The sequence below is a fragment of the Cyanobacteriota bacterium genome (assembly GCA_027618255.1).
GTDB lineage: Bacteria > Cyanobacteriota > Vampirovibrionia > LMEP-6097 > LMEP-6097 > JABHOV01.
Genome location: JAQCFG010000014.1, coordinates 21,364 through 37,703, shown reverse-complemented (window position 1 = coordinate 37,703; position 16,340 = coordinate 21,364). Strand labels below are relative to the sequence as shown.

Here is a 16,340-nt window from a genome sequence, read left to right as displayed (position 1 = left end):
ACAATATGAGCTACAAAATACAACAACCAATAACACCAAGAGATTTATGCCATATTGAGACAATAAGTCCTAACCCTGATGGTAATACAATAGATTATACTGAGCACTTCACTGGATTTGAAGAAACTAATAGAGATGAAGCTCAAGCACTTTTAAAAGCAGATCCTCAAGAACCAGTTATCGATCCAGATCAAACTCTCTTTGAAATCCCAGCAGCCCCAGTAAAGTTAAGTGCTAAAGAACAACAAGTAGAACAAATCACTACTGCTGTTACAAAGCTAGATAAGTTATTAGAGATTCTGAAAACTAAAGGTGAACTTGCACAATCGCTCTATGAGAACATGCCTGAGCTAGGGCACAACAATAATTTTCGTTATGCTAATTTCACTTACATGGTTGATGCTCTAAAGCATGTATATAATGGACTTGAATCATCTCAATATGGTCTTGATGAGTTTTATCAAGCGCTAGATAGGCTTAAATTTAAGCATCATTATCTGAGGGACGGACTAGGCTCGAACGGAATAAGTAAATCGATCACAGTTCTAGAAGGCATTCAAAAAATCCAAGAGACCATCAAACCAGCCAAAACCTTGGTTGATTTATTTGAAGCTCACAAAGAACAAACTTTTGCAGACTTGATAGTCTAACATCCCAATTAGCCAAGTAGTGTATCAAGTTCAAGAATCTCTCTAACTGCATAACCAAGAGCTTCTCTACCAATCTGGGCACTTGACCCAGAATAATCAGCACGCATCACACCATCAGGATAGTACTCACGGAACTTGCCAGGCATCACCCAGGCGCAGTTGTCGCTATCAACCTGAACTTGAGGGCATGAATAAAAATCTGGCATAGTCATTGCACCAGGCACGAGGGCCATGGTTACAGAGATCTCTGTTGGAGTTGCATGGTAGCCCTCCTTGTCGCCAAAATACTTCTTGATGATATTTTTTTCAAGACCTGGCATCACCCACCAATTAATAAAACTGAAATCCATATCAGCAAACTCGTTCTCGCGTTCAGCGAGTGCATTAAGAAACGGGCCCTTGTTACCGCCGTGTCCATTAATCACAATGACTTTCTTGAAGCCATGAATACAAAGTGAATGTAAAAGATCACCGATCACTTGTATATAAGTAGTTGGTCTTAATGCCATGGTGCCGGCAAAACCAAGATGATGCATTGCCATTCCATAATTCAAGGGTGGCGCGCAAAGAATTCCACTGAGCTTAGCAACAGCGTAAGCAATTCCAGTAGCAGTTATATGATCGATTCCAAGTATTCCATCGGGCCCATGTTGCTCAGTTGAACCAATTGGTAATATGATACGCTGCTCTTGCTTAAGATATTCGACGATATCAGGCGAACTTTTGTTTGCAAGTAAATACTCATTAGTCGCAGGATCTAAAAAGCTCTCTGGTTTTTCTAATAATTTTTCTATTTGGGTTTCTAAGTTCATCGAAGTATAATAGGAAGGTCTTGGGATAATAATATCTCAAGACTATAATTTCATGCTCAAAAAATTAATTCTAATCATAATTTCAATCTTTGTTCTTAACCAAACGTCGGTTTTTGCCATTGGTGAAAATAACGCCAAGTTACAATTATTACTTCAAAAAGCCAAAGCAAGAAGAGAGGCTAAAAAACCAAATCTAAAACCAACAGCTCCGGCTCAAATTCAAGCCGAAAAAATAATCCAACCTTTTATTCAAAAACAAACACCAGTTCAAGTTGCCCCGCAACAACCGGCACCAGTCGTGCACCACACTGCGCCTGTACAACAATCCGCTCCGCAACCGGCACCAGTCGTGCACCGCGCTGCGCCAGTGCAACAGCAAGCACATCACCCGGTAGTTTTAGAAACTCATCCGGCAGCAAAACCAGCAGCAGCAGTTCACGCGCCTGCGCCAAGCCCAGCTCCAGTAGTAGCTCCAAAACCAGCACCAGTAGCAGTTAAGCATGAGCCCAAAGCTCAAAAAACTCATCAGCCAAATCCTTATATTGATATCAAACATGAAACCAAAGTCGTGCAACCACCTGTAACAACTTTAGGTTCAACTCACTCTAATCAGATCCACACCGAGACCCTAAGTCAAACAACTATCACGACTGGACATACTGAAAGCCACAGTACGACTGAAGAAGCTCATGAAGCAAAGGACCCTGCCAATGCTTATGATGAAGTTTCTGTTTATATCAACAGCTTACTAGGCAGTCCAACTAAGACTGACGGCAATGTCATTGAGCTTCACCCTGAAGAACTTGAAACAACAAATAAACCAACAGAACCTGTTGTCGAAGAAATTCCTGAGCCATCAGAATTAAGCAAAGAAGAAGAAGCAATAGAAATTCCTGCAGTCCCAGAAGAGCCAATAGTTATAGAACCAGAAGAGCCTGTCAAAAAAGAAGAGATGCAAGCAGTCAACCTCAATGAAAAAGAATCAGACTACTTATTAATTATTCGCAAGAGTTTAAAATCACTGGAAGATGATCCATGGGTGAAAGTCAAAGACAACATGATCGAGGCATTGACATTCTTTGAACAAGAAATGGAACTCAGCAAGAAAAATGGAACTGAAGATCCTGATGTCTATCAAAAGATAGTTCAGGCTTGTAAGAAATTTAGTGAAGGTGGTTTAGAGCTTGATGAAGGTGACTTTGCCGACTTTGAAGAAGCAGAAGCTCTTTACCTTGACACTCAAGATCTACTGAAAGAAGCAGCAAAAAAAATCAAAGGCAAAACAGATTATAAATCTCAACAGATCCAAGATATTATTGATGCCTTGAATGGTTATACAACTGAAGAGCTTGAGTATATCGACGAGATGCTTGGTACTACATAGATAGAGAAGACGGATGCTACAATTATCAATCCTGGGAATAACAATACTATGCGCAAATCAAGCATCAAAAGAGAAAGCAAAGAGACCGCAGTAACAGTAGAAATCAACTTGGACGGAACAGGCCAAGGTTCGATCATGACTGGCGTTCCTTTCTTCGATCATATGCTTGACCAGTTTCGCAAACATTCTTTTATAGATCTTAGTGTTAACACCATGGGTGATTATGAAATCGATGACCATCACAGTGTTGAAGACACCGGTATCGTGATAGGACAAGCTATCAAAGAAGCTCTTGGTGAGAGACGAGGCATTACTCGCTACGCGTCAGCACGAGTAGTAATGGACGAAGCGCTGGTTAGTTGTGATATCGATCTTGGTACTAGACCCTATTTAGTCTATGACCTGCCAGTAAATAAAGAACGCATCAAAACTTTTGAAACTGAATTATGTGTTGAGTTTTGGAGAGCCTTAGTTAATAACAGTGGCATGGTTGTTCACTTCCACAAAATTACTGGTACAAATTCTCATCACATTATTGAAGCTAGCTTTAAGGCTTTTGCTCTTGCTTTTGATAAAGCCAAGACTATAGACGCAAGAATAGCTGGTGAAATTAGAACCACCAAGGGTATTATTTAACCTCGCGGTGGCTTTTGAGATATTTTGCAGAAGTCAAATGATATAATCTAATTTGTTCGATAAGAACATAAACAAAGGAGATCACGTTTTATGAAAAATAAAGTTAAAGTAGCAACATTGGCAATTGGCTTAGCAACTACACTAGGTGCAAGCGCAATTACTGCTCCCAATCTTGAAGTAAACACAGATACTATTTTCAGTATCTCTGAAACTTCAACATCGTCACTATTAATCAGCGAAGATCACAAATGTGGTGAAGATCACAAATGTGGAGAAGGCAAATGCGGCGACGATCACAAGTGTGGCGAAGATCACAAATGTGGCGAAGGTAAATGCGGAGAATAATCGAAGCAATCTACAACTTTAAAAGAGAGCCTCGGTGTTATACCGGGGCTTTTTTTTGCTATCATGCTGAGGGAACGTAGAAACCATCAGGATCTTGAGATATGCGATAATGGGATTCTGGCGCCCTATGGGCTCAGGATGACGAATAATGTTTAACAAAAACAAATTAATCAAACCAGGACTAGGACTCGGACTGCGCAGGGGACTCACTGAAGAAACCCTTGAATTTTATCAAAGCAAAGAAAATGACGGCTTAATAGAATGGCTGGAAATCGTACCAGAGAATTACATCAAACTTGGTGGCATTAAAGCCCACAAATTTCAAGCAGTATTAGATTCCAAAATCAAATTGATACCACATGGTGTTAATCTCAGTATCGGCACAGCTCCAGAAAAACCAGGACAGCCTAGTTATGACCCTTATCTAATTGACGCCTGCAAAGAATTATTTCAAGAAATAGATGCGCCCTGGTTCTCCGATCACTTGTCATGTACAAGGGTCGGTGATATTTATTTACAAAATCTTTTGCCAATTCCTTTCACTCAAGAGACTGTCAATGTCGTTAGTGACAATGTCAAATTTTTGCAAGATACAATGCAGATACCATTTTTAATTGAAAACCCAAGTTTTTACTCCACCATTATTGAACCGGAAATGACCGAAGCCCAGTTTATCAACTCAATTCTTGAGCAGGCAGATTGTGGGCTCTTGTTAGACGTAAATAATATCCACGTCAACGCGACAAATCATAATTGCTATACGCCAGTGGAATTTCTAGAACAACTCAAGCTAGATCGAGTAGTTCAAGTACATATCGCTGGGCATCTCCATGGTTATCGCTCGCATACTGGGCACAGTATCGAAATCCTTGATACTCACGGCGAAGCAATTGCTCAAGTGGTTTACACAATACTAGAAGAACTACTGGCAAGAACTCCTGTCAATGCAATTTTGCTTGAACGGGATTCTAATTTCCCGGCACTCAGTGAACTGGTCGAAGAGCTTAAAACAATAAAAGGCATCATGAATGGCACTCTATCAAATCCAACAAGAAATACTCAAATGCATGCAGGGACAAGCAGCTAATCCTGAGATACTCCCCCAAAAAGCTCAAGATGAATTAAGCGTCTATTACTCACTAGTAGTCAGTAGCCTCAGTTCTTTGATGCAAAATATCTATCCACTTTGCTATAAAATCCTTGAACCTAACTGGAATAAGCTGATGATCCAATATCAAAACAAATATCCAAGCAAATCGGCAGTTTATCACAAACTAGCAGCTGATTTTCACAAATTATTAGCCGAGCCAAAGCTCCAAGAGAAATATAACTACCCAAACTATCTAAGTGAACTAGCGCTATATGAATGGACCGAGCTAGAAATCTACAACGCTCCCAATATCCAAGCCACTACTAAGCTCACACCAGTGCACCAAGTCCTGCAATTCACTTATCCACTTACTACAATTGTGCAATATCTCAAGACTAGTGAAGATAGCATCGAAGAGATTCAAACAACCGATATTGAAGAAGAAGCGCAAATTAGCTTCTTTTATAGAGATGAAACCAGCCTCAAAAATAGATCATTTGTGCTCACTCCGGCTAGCTTATTTGTCATCCAGGCCATTGGCTCTGGCAAAGGATTAGAAGAAATTCATAAAAGCTTTTGTAAGCAATTTAATTTGCAAGTAGATATCCAAGCAATTAATCAACTCCAAAAGGATTTGCAAGCGGCCAATATACTGATAGACTAATCCATAGCTATGGGTTTGGGTGCCAAGCATAATTCTGATCTCGCCAATGCAAAACAGGTTTCACTGTTTGATACAAGTTGTCGTCCAATAACAATAAATGACTCTTCCCAGGAACACCCGGACTATTTAGATTATCCAGGAACTCGAGAATTACTTGCCAAGGTACAAGAGATTTTGGCTTGCGGCAAGAGAGTTAGTTTTAAATTAGGCAAACTAATCGAAAACAATAAAATAGATCAAGCTGATTTTCTTTGCGACACTCAGCAAGACTACAAACTAAGATCTGGCTGCAAAAGCAGTCCCTCAGGCATTATCCTGACACAAGCAATTGCAGGACAAAAGTTCATTGGTGATTTTAGTATCGCTTACATTGAAGCGATGGCTGCAAGAAATATTCATCAAGCTCATTACAAAGATATTGCAGTCGATCATTTTCATTTTACAGAAGGCATTTGCAATATTGCACAGCTAAGTGATTGTATCCATGCTCACAAAATCAAAAAAAACAATCTTGCTATTGCTTTGATCCCAGCCAATGCAATTAAAGCAGCTCGCAAAAACAGATTCAGTGGTTGGGACTTACCTCAATTCAAACAACAAACCGCTTCTATAAACCAGGGCAAGATTTATCATGTCAACAAAAATCGTGAAGTATTAGCAGAAGTAAATCTTGTAGAGGAAGCTACCGACTCATTGGCTTCACCAATCTACAAAATCAAACTTGACGAAAGATGGCTAATCATAGTGCCTCAGGCAAATAACTACCAAAATATCAGTGGCGACTTCAAGCTTGAAATCAGTAATAAATTAATTGACAGCATTGCTCATAAGAAGGCTTATCATCCAGAACAAGACCAACAAATTGAAGCAATTGAACTTGAATCGAGTCTAGGACAGGCAGCAAGAGTGATTTTTAATTTACTTGGTGATTATGAAGCGGTACCTGAAGCTCTTCTCAATCTTGAAGGCGGCTCTTGGGCAGCTCTGGCAACAGAAAGTAGCGCTAGTGGCAGACATGACGGCAGCAACAGCATGCACGAAGTCCTGCGCAATGGCTGGCACAAACACGCTGAGATTGCTATTCCGTGGAATTATTTGAGTTTTGAAAAACTGGCTCAAAGCAATCAAGCAAGTGACTCGGACTACCTACTTGCTTGGGACCCGCAAGCTGATCTTTATATAGAGTCTAATCAATCCTGGAAACGCAGCAATCGATCTGAAGTCATCAGCACCCTCAAGTACGTCTACGAACAATATCGTACTGTTGCCAGCAAACAATTCTTGCTCTCAGCCAAAGAACAAATGATTATTCTAGCTAAATATATCGCTAGCCAAAAACTCAAATCAGTTGATTTTGAATACAGTGGCAATACAGAACTAGTGAAATACCTAGAAATGATTTATAAAACTCATGAGTCTGCGGCTGCCGTTAAGCATTTTTATTCGAACGTAGCCGAAAACCAAGGAGCTCGTAGCTAAGTGTTGATTTTGCAGATTCGTGAGGGTTGCTCCTTGGATGAGGAGAGGTTTTGCCATTTGTTTTCGAAGAAAATAATCAATTTTGTGGATAAAACTCGGTGAGCTCTGCTCCCGAGTGAGCAAAATTTAAGGCAAAACGTTATAGTTCAAAGGGATAGATTCAGGAAAAACTTGACATCACAGGAAGCTGACTGGTATCAAGATAAGCCCACTTCTCGCTTTTTATACTTGTGGGCAAATTTATCAACGTGGCAAACCCCTCAAATACCAGTAACATCAATGCAAATGCAAGTAGGCTCAGCCTTGCGAGCAGCCACAGCCGCTCAGGGTTTTCCACTAGGTACAAACCGCCCCACACTAATCCCACAAAGTCTACTTGATTCAAGGGAAATAATTCCGCACGACTTAGAGCAAATAGCCAAAGAGTTTGATGCCAACTTTTTTAACAACAATAATTTTTTAGCCGAGGATCATTCAACCAAACAAGAACTTGATCAAATCCTTACTGGTTTAATGGATTTACTCGGATTAGAACATGGCTCAGTGAAAGTACATGTATTTGATCAACGTGGATCTATGTACCCCTTTCCATTCTCAGAGAAAAAAATATACTTTAAAGACATACCAAACGCTATGATCAATCCTGTCACTGGCAATATGTTCATCTCAAGAGCATTGCTAGATACACTTGACTATGATCATGCTGAAACTAGAGCTGTTATGGCTCATGAGCTAGGTCACTTTTTGTTTAAGCACCATTGCCCAGCAAATCCATCCGAACGCTTCGATCCTATTGGCAACCATATAGGCAATTTTGCTGAAGAATATTCCTGCGATAGGCTAGCAAGCTTTCTTTCCTCTCTATCTGGCGATAAACCATCAGCAATTGCTGATGCACTAAGCAAAATCGAACAAAATGCTCAAGCAATTACAAACCAGCATTTCAAAGACACAAAGTACCCCGATCACAAAATAGACGATGGACAAAATTTGCAGATGACATTACTCAGCACCCACCCACATACTAAACGCCGAATCAGAGTTATCAATCAATTAGCGAGACAATTTCCAGTAGCTCAGACAAAGTCAACCCAGTTAAGTCAAATTGCAGCTGATGATATTTCTCAAGATTGGACTGGTTACGATAATGACCATATGAGACCTGCTATTGAAGCATCAAGGCCTTATATCAACCTAGGTCAAGGCATGCAAAATCAATTAAGACTATCAAAACTAGGATCTTTGAATGACATAGTAAATAACATAACTGATAAGAAAGCAATAGCAGATCTTTTTCCTCAATATTGCAAAGTAGAAAATGAACCCACCATGTATGGCTACAAAAAACTAAATTTAGTTTTTGATGCAGCGGAACTAGATAGCATAAGCGATCAAGATTTTGTTCAATTTGTTCAAGAGCTTGAAAATATCGCAGATTTAAACTTAACAGATTCAGACAACCTAGATGATGATCTTTTTTCAGAATCTCTTGCATCTCAAATAGAACAACTTGATAACCCACAAGTAGGTGACGCCGAAACCCAAGATCTGCTCAATGATTGGTTTAAAGAAGCGGCTCTTGCATGTAATAATGAAGGCTCTTTTGAAGCACTAGATTTTTTTCAAGAAGACTTTGCTGCACTTAACCTAGAACAAATTAAACTAATATTTAGCATAATCAATACTCGTCATTTAATTGACCATAAGCAAGACTTACATATTAGTTCCGATACTTTAAGATACCAAGCTCTTAGTAATCTACTAGCAGATAGCTGGGTAAAACAAGCGCATGCTAATGGTCAAAGCGAGCTAAAAATTCTTCAAGATATGGTGCAACTTGCAAGCTCCAACTTATTGACTCACGGAGCTTCTATTCTTAGTCATAACCCCAGGTTAATACAGCTATTAGAGTCATGTTTTCAAGATGGTGACACAGAAGTTCAAAAATCAATCATCCAGCTAATGAATGACAATATTCTAGTCACCAAAGATTTGATGCCAGTCTATTTTTATGTAAACCGTGGCGAAAATAATTTATTTGCCAAGATGGCAAGCTTTGCTAAAGAGCATAAGCTCAATCACCGTAATTTCAGTCGTGATAAAGCTACACTCGTTGCAGAAATTGATAAAGAAATTGCTGACAAAAGCAAACTGAGAGAACTTACTCTAATAGATCTACCTGAAGTCAAATTATTATTAGAAAAATCTTCTCAGCTTGAAGCCAAACTAGAACAAAGAATAAATCCCAATTCAATTGTACCTATTTTTCATATTAGTTATAAAGATGAACTAAGCCCTGAGTTTTTAGTAGAAACGAAACAAAAAATCATCATAGCAACGACAGCAGCTCTTGGAAGCTTTTCTCGTCATAATCCTGGAGAACAAGCCACAGAGCTACCAGAATATCTTTCTAAGACTTTCGATGAAAACTGGGATAGGCTCCTGATAAACAGAGCTTATGACAAGTTACAGGAACAAACTGAACTTAGTCAAGAAGAAATCCGTCAATTCATGTATGGGCTTCAAGATGATACCAGCCTTACTGAACAATTAGCTCGACATAGAAACTCTAGCCTCGAATCATTACTTAACTTAGGTCTATCTAGCTCTGCTGAGGATTATATAATTATTCACGGACAGGACAAGTTTACAGAAGAATTCTACCGCTTAGGTAGAGATAAAATAGATAGTACATCATACTCTCAATTAGAAGCTGAGGTTTTTACTTTTGCACAGCTATGGAATTTATGGCATGAAGGTTTTGGGCAAGAATACTCAGAGCTAACACAAGGCAAGAATAAATTAGATTTCTTAGTCACAAGCCAACCCATTGCATGCTTATCTCGTGATCAAAAAATGATTGAGGCTCTAGGACTGACACCGATCACTATACTTGATGATATTAAAACAACACAAGCAGAAATCCGCAAATTAAATGACCTGGAGACTCTATTTCAATTAAGAGACAATTTTTACAACAAAATACTTATTCAAACTTGTGAAGCTAGGATTTATGAACAATACGATGATCAGTCAAAAGACACTGCAAAACTAGCACCAATCAAAGCTCAACTTAGAAATATCAATGATCCAGAAATTAGAAACAACAAAGAATTAGAACATATTCTAATTAGTTATACTTCAGCTTCTTATCACAGGAATGAATTACTAAGACCTTTTATTGACAGGGCAAATAGTAAAGGAGACAAAGAATTACTTGCAAGTTTCTTAACCGAGCCTCCAATTATAGACAAGAATTCAACTCGCAAGATAGAAACTAGTCTTGCTGAAGAATCATTATTAGACTTAGTGAGCAACACCAGAGACCTTGACAAAGCTGATTTCCTTTTATATTTACTGGGAGAAAGGGATTTCAGCGTAGAGGACTCATCTGCTCAAATTAGTTATTCCGAAGATATTATCACAGATGATAGATTAAGGTACCCAGCTGGAACAATTTTTGTTGATACCGAATATCAGACTGGAGACTATTTGCATTATCAAAGCCCAGATATCATAATTAAACTCAGCAAAAAACTCGGCATTAAACCTGAAACATTATTATCAATTGAGCAAGCCAGCAGCAGTAAAAGACAAAGGATAGAAATCCTTGAAGCAGCTTTCAATGGAGCAAGAGGTATACTCAAAAATCCGACACTAAGAGATGAATTTTTAAACCGTGTTGCCAATAGATTAGTGGAGTCAAGTCCTTCAATGTCCCAAAATGACAATCAAAAAAAAGCAATGAAATCATTTCTAAGCTTTGCTCTGAACAATTGTCCTGAACAAAAGATTAGCGATGTTTTTTTCAATCTATGGAATATTTCCAGTCAAGAATCCATTGATATGCCTGAATTACTTGCACAGTTCATGCAAAGCTCTGGTCCAGCTTTTATTAAATTTGGACAAAAGCTTGCAACCATGAATATCCCAACGGCTTACAAACAAGCACTCCGCAAACTTTCTAGCGAGAATACAATTTCAGACACCAATCTTTTTTATCACCACCTAGATGCTGAATACCAAGAATCAGGTTCACCATTTGATCCAAATGCCTCTGGACAAAAGCTAGGCGAAGGCTCTATGGCAACGACTTATCGAGCTCAACTCAATCCTTCCCAAGCAGCTCTACATTGTCAAGATCTAGACAATCAACGAGCTGTCAAAATCATCCATCCCTTTATTAGAGCAGAAATAGACATGGATATTACTTATATTTCAAGCCTTATTAATTACATCAATGAGCATAGTGATGAATTCGATGGGCTAAAAATCCCAAGCAACACATGTGATATTTTGAAAGAACAGCTGCTTTCACAAACTGATCCATCTGAAGAAATCAAAAGAGCTGAACTACTTGCAGAAGAATTGCAAACTCCAAGCAAAGACGGACTAGTACACATTCCTGTAACGATAGACAAGGATTTATCACATGGCAATATTCTTGTCAGCAAACTCCAACCTGGTTATGAATTAGACAGCCATCTCTTAACTGAACAAATAGGAGAACAAGAAGCTAACCGAATCAGCAATGCAGTTGGATTAAGAGTCCTTAGACAAATTTTACTTGGCTCTTGTTATCAATCAGATGTCAACCTTGGTAATTTTGGAGTAGTGCATGACGACTCTGGTAAGCTCATCAAACAAAAGAATCAACCTCTAGTTTGTTGGTATGACAGTGGAGCAATAGAAACAATCACCAAAGAAGAACAAAAAACCTTAGTCAGTTTAATTTTGGCTTTTAACGATGTGGGAAACAAAGTCAAAGAGCTACCTATTCTTCTAAGCTCAATGGTCAAATTGAATGAAGACGAAGTCAACTCATTTCAAGCAACATTAACAAACTGGCTTCAAGAGGACTCTATTGAAGCTGAAGGACTAGACAAAATCAAAGAACAGTTTGAAGCGTTTGTCGATTTTGTAGCAAGCCAAGATAAAGAAGTATCAGAGAATTGGATCAAGATCGCAAATACTATTGCAATGTTAGCTCCTCTAATGAAAGCTCCTGCTAATAGTGACGAAGATAAACACGCACAATTCCTAACAACAACAATTCAATCATTGGTCAAAGAATCAGTCGATCAACACTTTACAATGATTGAGAAGCTGCAACTTCGTATCAATTCATAATAGACCTTTTGCAAAAGTCGGAATTATCTCCAAAGGCAACACGCGCATTCCGCGCGGTTGCTACATTTTTTGAGCGACCTGTACATCGAAACTGTGTTTCGAAACAGGTCTAATGCCAAGTCTAGCTATTGCGAAGCAATCACAACAACAAACTCACCAGGTATATCTTTTGGAAACTGACTTTGCAGCTCTTCAATAATTTCAGTTACTGGTCCAAAATAAAGCTGTTCAAATTTCTTAGTAAGTTCGCGTGCAAGAAATACATCTCGTCCTTCACCCAAAATAGTTTTGACATCTTCAAGACACTTGATAATTCGATGCGGACTTTCAAAAAGCACTATCGCTCGTTTTTCTTCGGTCATGTCACGCAGGATTCGGCGGCGCTTTTGCGGACTATGCGGCAAGAAGCCCTCATAAACAAAGCGACTAGTGTCAATTGGGCAGACTGACAGGGCTGCTGTAAGTGAGGAAGCACCCGGGATTGGGACTATCTTCACTCCGTCACAAGTAGACAGGCTTGTTATTAATGTAGAACCAGGATCTGAAATCAACGGAGTCCCAGCATCAGAGCACAGTGCGATGTCCTCGCCATTAATTAAACGCTGTTTAATTTCTTCAATTCGCTTGTGTTCATTTTCTTTATTACAACTTACAAGCTTCTTGCCACTCATCTCAAAATGATTAATCAGCTTGGAAGTCACCCTAGTATCCTCACAATAAATAGTATTGACACAATCCTTGAGTATACGTAGTGCTCTAAGGCTAATATCCTCAAGGTTGCCAATTGGCGTAGCAATAACGTAAAGTATTGACACTAAGTAATTATACTTTATTTCACCCAAGGATGAAATGAAGCTGGCTTTTGCAGTAAATCTATTAAGCAACAGCTTGATTTTGTAACAACTCTATAAAATATTCATAATCCAGCCCAATGTCCATGATAAAATATCAAGCCATGGCGACGATAAGAAGACAAAGAACAAATAACCCTGACGCTAGTGAATTGAACTACAAAAACGTAGGTTTGTTAGGACAATACATTGATAGCACAGGTAAAATCAACGGCCGCAGACAAACTGGATTGGATGCAAAGAAACAACGCACTATGCAAAAAGCAATCAAACAAGCAAGAGCATTAGGTTTATTGCCATACAACGTTTAAAGAGGAAGAATTATGTCACGCATTTGCGAAATTACAGGAAAGAAAGCTGGGAAAGGATGGAGATATTCATTCTTGAGATCTCACTATAACCCAACGTCAAGAAGAAGATTTGAAGTTAACCTTCAAAATATTGTTGCGATTATTGATGGTGTTAAACAAAGAATTAAAGTCAGCACCAAGGCAATCAAGACTTTCCCTGAACTCAAGTCTGGTATTACTAGCGCACAACTTAAAAAAGGTCGTCGCCGTAAACTTAACGCAGCAAAGAATAAAGCCTCAAAAGCCGAAGCCTAAGCCAGGATTAGCAAAGAATAAAAGTGGTGCTTTGGTTTAAGTAAACCTAGAAGTTCTTATCACTGTATAATAAATACATGTCTATCAATAATGACAATCTAACCAGCATAAAAGAACTTGCTGCCAAGCTTAAAGTAACTGATGCGCTTCTCAAGAAACTCATTAAAGACTTTGGTATTGAGCCAGATAGAGTTCAAAAACGTATTCACCTTAACGACAATGCTGTTAAAACTATCCGAGAAATCTTAGCTCTTAAAGCCAGCGGCAAAAAGAATAAGGAAATCAAGGAATTATTTGATGCTGCACAAGCTGCAATCAAAGCTGAAACTAAGGCTGAAACTCAAGCAAATCCAGAAGAAGCTAAAAAAGAAGCTCAAGCCTCAAACGAAGAACTTGAAACAACTCAAGAAGCAAAAATCCTAACAAAAAAAATTACTTTCAAAAAACCTAAAACAGATAGCAAACCTGAAACCAGCTCCGAAGCAAAGCCTAAAACAGAGGTTAGCACAGAGACCAAAAGCAAACATTCTAGAACTCGCAAAAAATCCAAAGCAAAAAAAGCAGAAGACAAAACAACTCAAACAGAAGCTCAAGAAGAAACTCAAGCAAAAAAAGAAAAAGAACAAGATGGATTAGACATCACTAGATATCTTGATGAAACAGAAGATGACGAAATCAGCATGGCAATGCGCCTAGCGGATAATGACAACCCTATCGATGAAGAGCCAAAAGCACAACTTGATCTTGATGAAGATCTTGACCTCGATGAAGATGAAGCAGATTTTGAAGAACTTCCAGAAGTCGTTGAAAAAACCGGCAAGCGTCTCAATCCACGCAAAATGCGTCGTAGACAATTTAGCTTCCGCTATATTCAAAGACAAATTGCCAATGATGCTAAACGAGTTCAATACATTCAACAAAAACTTGAACGTGGAAGATTAAGCACCATGGAAGAAATGAATCTCAAAGATTCATTGGAGCATAGATCTAAGTTACATAGTGGTTGGGTGCATTTACTTAAGTGGGTCAAAAGCTAATAGTGTGTTCTGAGGAACTCACCTGCTGCGTTACGCTCGTTCCAACAAGTCATCATTGCATCTGAGCCCCTCAAAATACACTATCCCCAGAAGCTTTAAACGTCCATGCTAAAATACCAGCATGCCCCTTCGATTCCTTAGCTCAGGCGAATCACACGGACCTGAATTAAACATCATTCTTGAAGGCATTCCTGCAAATATGCCTCTCTTGGAAGAAGACATCAACCTCGATCTCAAAAGACGTCAAGGTGGTTATGGTCGTGGCGGCAGAATGAAGATTGAAACAGACAAGGTCTTTTTTACTGCAGGCATTAGGCACGGACGAACTTTTGGTGGCGCTCCAATTGCCATGAAAATCATCAACAAAGATCATCAAAAATGGCTCAATGTCATGTCATCAAGTCCAGTTGATACAAGTGACCCTAAGGTCAAAGCAGAGCTAGACGCAAAATATATCTCCAAGGTAAGACCAGGACATGCAGATTTTGCTGGCGCACTTAAGTATGACGCTCCAGATGTAAGAGATATTTTAGAAAGATCATCTGCACGCGAGACTACATCAAGAGTAGCGGCTGGCGCTGTATGCAAAACTTTTTTGAAGCAATTTGGTATTGAGATTTTTTCTCATGTACTTACTATCGGTGAACTAAGTATTGATGCAACTGCAATTCCAGACCAAACTAGCCTCAGCCAGTTTAAAGAGCAAGTAGAAAGCTCTGAGCTGCGCATCTATGATCCAAGTGGCAAGAAAGATCAAGAGTTTAAGGATTATATCGATTCAATCCGCAAAAAGGGCGACACTCTTGGTGGCATCGTCGAAGTTTTTGCGTTGGGAGTGCCAGTTGGTCTTGGCTCGCACGTACAGTGGGATAGACGCATTGATGGTCTCATCGCTCAAGCAATGATGAGCACTCACACAGTCAAGTCTGTTGAAATCGGACTTGGTGAAGCGGTTGGTAGAATCCCTGGTTCGCAAGTTCATGATCAAATATATAGAGCCGAGGACAAAAACCCGCTTCACTATGAGCGCAAGACAAACAATCTTGGCGGCACCGAAGGCGGCATGACCAATGGAATGCCTATCACTTGCAAAGTCGGTGTCAAACCAATCCCAACCCTTATTTCCAAACTTGATTCTATTGACCTTGATACCAAAGCCAACGCTGAGTCTCACTTTGAGCGCTCTGACATTTGTGTCGTGCCCGCTGCCGGTGTTGTGCTTGAAGCAATGATGGCAATTGTTCTTGCTCAATGCTTTTTAGAGAAGTTTGGCGGCGACAGCATTGCAGAAACCAAACGTAATTACGATAGTTATCAAGAGCAGATTAGTGAGAAATAATGAAAGAGAGCCAAGGTTTTGACGTTTGTTTTCGGAGAAAACAATGACACTCCGCCTTGTTTCCTCAATGATCTTCGTTTCAAAGCCGAATAAGCTTCGGGGTATTCGCCTTGCTCAGAATAAATTTTGCGGATAAAACTCGGTGAGTTTTGCTCCCAAGTGAGCAAAATTTAAGGCAAAACATTATAGACTCTAGCCTAATTAATAAAATATACCCCACCTGGGTATATTTTAACGCTCGATAATCAAAATCATCACAAAAGCATGTTTTAAGCATAAAGCAATGTGCATAAAACATGCCTTTGTGGCACAATATAA

General features: G+C 39.3%; 14 protein-coding genes. 12 read left to right on the top strand and 2 right to left on the bottom strand.

Features of this window, described 5'->3' with window-relative positions:
• Window positions 1–650, top strand: a 650-nt coding sequence (locus O3C63_03420) for a hypothetical protein (protein ID MDA0771974.1), incomplete at its 5' end; no start/stop codon positions are given.
• 8 nt (window positions 651–658) lie between these two features.
• On the opposite strand, the gene O3C63_03415 is transcribed toward O3C63_03420, so the two are convergent.
• The gene (locus O3C63_03415) at window positions 659–1,462 is read right to left on the bottom strand and encodes a creatininase family protein (protein MDA0771973.1); all 804 of its coding nucleotides are present in this window, start codon (window positions 1,460–1,462) and stop codon (window positions 659–661) included.
• A gap of 52 nt (window positions 1,463–1,514) precedes the next feature.
• Between O3C63_03415 and O3C63_03410 the strand changes: the two genes are divergently transcribed.
• The 7 genes from O3C63_03410 (at window position 1,515) to O3C63_03380 (ending at window position 12,190) form a co-directional block, all read left to right on the top strand.
• Complete coding sequence (locus O3C63_03410; GenBank protein ID MDA0771972.1) at window positions 1,515–2,846, top strand: hypothetical protein; 1,332 nt, start codon at window positions 1,515–1,517, stop codon at window positions 2,844–2,846.
• Between the two features lie 48 nt (window positions 2,847–2,894).
• Window positions 2,895–3,482 carry an imidazoleglycerol-phosphate dehydratase HisB gene (hisB, locus tag O3C63_03405; GenBank protein ID MDA0771971.1) on the top strand — a complete coding sequence of 196 codons (588 nt, stop codon included), beginning with the start codon at window positions 2,895–2,897 and terminating at the stop codon, window positions 3,480–3,482.
• Between the two features lie 90 nt (window positions 3,483–3,572).
• Complete coding sequence (locus tag O3C63_03400; protein ID MDA0771970.1) at window positions 3,573–3,827, top strand: hypothetical protein; 255 nt, start codon at window positions 3,573–3,575, stop codon at window positions 3,825–3,827.
• Between the two features lie 148 nt (window positions 3,828–3,975).
• Window positions 3,976–4,914 carry a DUF692 domain-containing protein gene (locus O3C63_03395; GenBank protein MDA0771969.1) on the top strand — a complete coding sequence of 313 codons (939 nt, stop codon included), beginning with the start codon at window positions 3,976–3,978 and terminating at the stop codon, window positions 4,912–4,914.
• Complete coding sequence (locus tag O3C63_03390; protein MDA0771968.1) at window positions 4,856–5,581, top strand: putative DNA-binding domain-containing protein; 726 nt, start codon at window positions 4,856–4,858, stop codon at window positions 5,579–5,581. The genes O3C63_03395 and O3C63_03390 overlap by 59 nt, the downstream gene beginning before the upstream one ends.
• Window positions 5,582–5,590: 9 nt before the next feature.
• Window positions 5,591–7,060 carry a hypothetical protein gene (locus O3C63_03385; protein ID MDA0771967.1) on the top strand — a complete coding sequence of 490 codons (1,470 nt, stop codon included), beginning with the start codon at window positions 5,591–5,593 and terminating at the stop codon, window positions 7,058–7,060.
• Window positions 7,061–7,339: 279 nt separating this feature from the next.
• Window positions 7,340–12,190, top strand: a complete 4,851-nt coding sequence (locus O3C63_03380; protein ID MDA0771966.1) for an AarF/UbiB family protein — start codon at window positions 7,340–7,342, stop codon at window positions 12,188–12,190.
• A gap of 125 nt (window positions 12,191–12,315) precedes the next feature.
• Here O3C63_03380 and rsmI read toward each other — a convergent pair whose 3' ends face one another.
• Window positions 12,316–13,005 carry a 16S rRNA (cytidine(1402)-2'-O)-methyltransferase gene (gene rsmI / locus O3C63_03375; GenBank protein MDA0771965.1) on the bottom strand — a complete coding sequence of 230 codons (690 nt, stop codon included), beginning with the start codon at window positions 13,003–13,005 and terminating at the stop codon, window positions 12,316–12,318.
• 140 nt (window positions 13,006–13,145) lie between these two features.
• On the opposite strand from rsmI, the gene rpsR reads away from it, so the two are divergent.
• The 4 genes from rpsR to aroC all read left to right on the top strand — a co-directional run bounded on the left by rpsR (window position 13,146) and on the right by aroC (window position 16,022).
• On the top strand, window positions 13,146–13,352 hold the full coding sequence (gene rpsR, locus O3C63_03370; protein MDA0771964.1) for a 30S ribosomal protein S18: 207 nt from the start codon (window positions 13,146–13,148) through the stop codon (window positions 13,350–13,352).
• 12 nt (window positions 13,353–13,364) lie between these two features.
• Window positions 13,365–13,646, top strand: a complete 282-nt coding sequence (gene rpmB / locus O3C63_03365; protein ID MDA0771963.1) for a 50S ribosomal protein L28 — start codon at window positions 13,365–13,367, stop codon at window positions 13,644–13,646.
• A 77-nt stretch (window positions 13,647–13,723) separates the two neighbouring features.
• On the top strand, window positions 13,724–14,683 hold the full coding sequence (locus tag O3C63_03360) for a MerR family transcriptional regulator (GenBank protein ID MDA0771962.1): 960 nt from the start codon (window positions 13,724–13,726) through the stop codon (window positions 14,681–14,683).
• Window positions 14,684–14,804: 121 nt separating this feature from the next.
• On the top strand, window positions 14,805–16,022 hold the full coding sequence (aroC, locus tag O3C63_03355; protein ID MDA0771961.1) for a chorismate synthase: 1,218 nt from the start codon (window positions 14,805–14,807) through the stop codon (window positions 16,020–16,022).
• Window positions 16,023–16,340 lie beyond the last annotated feature (318 nt).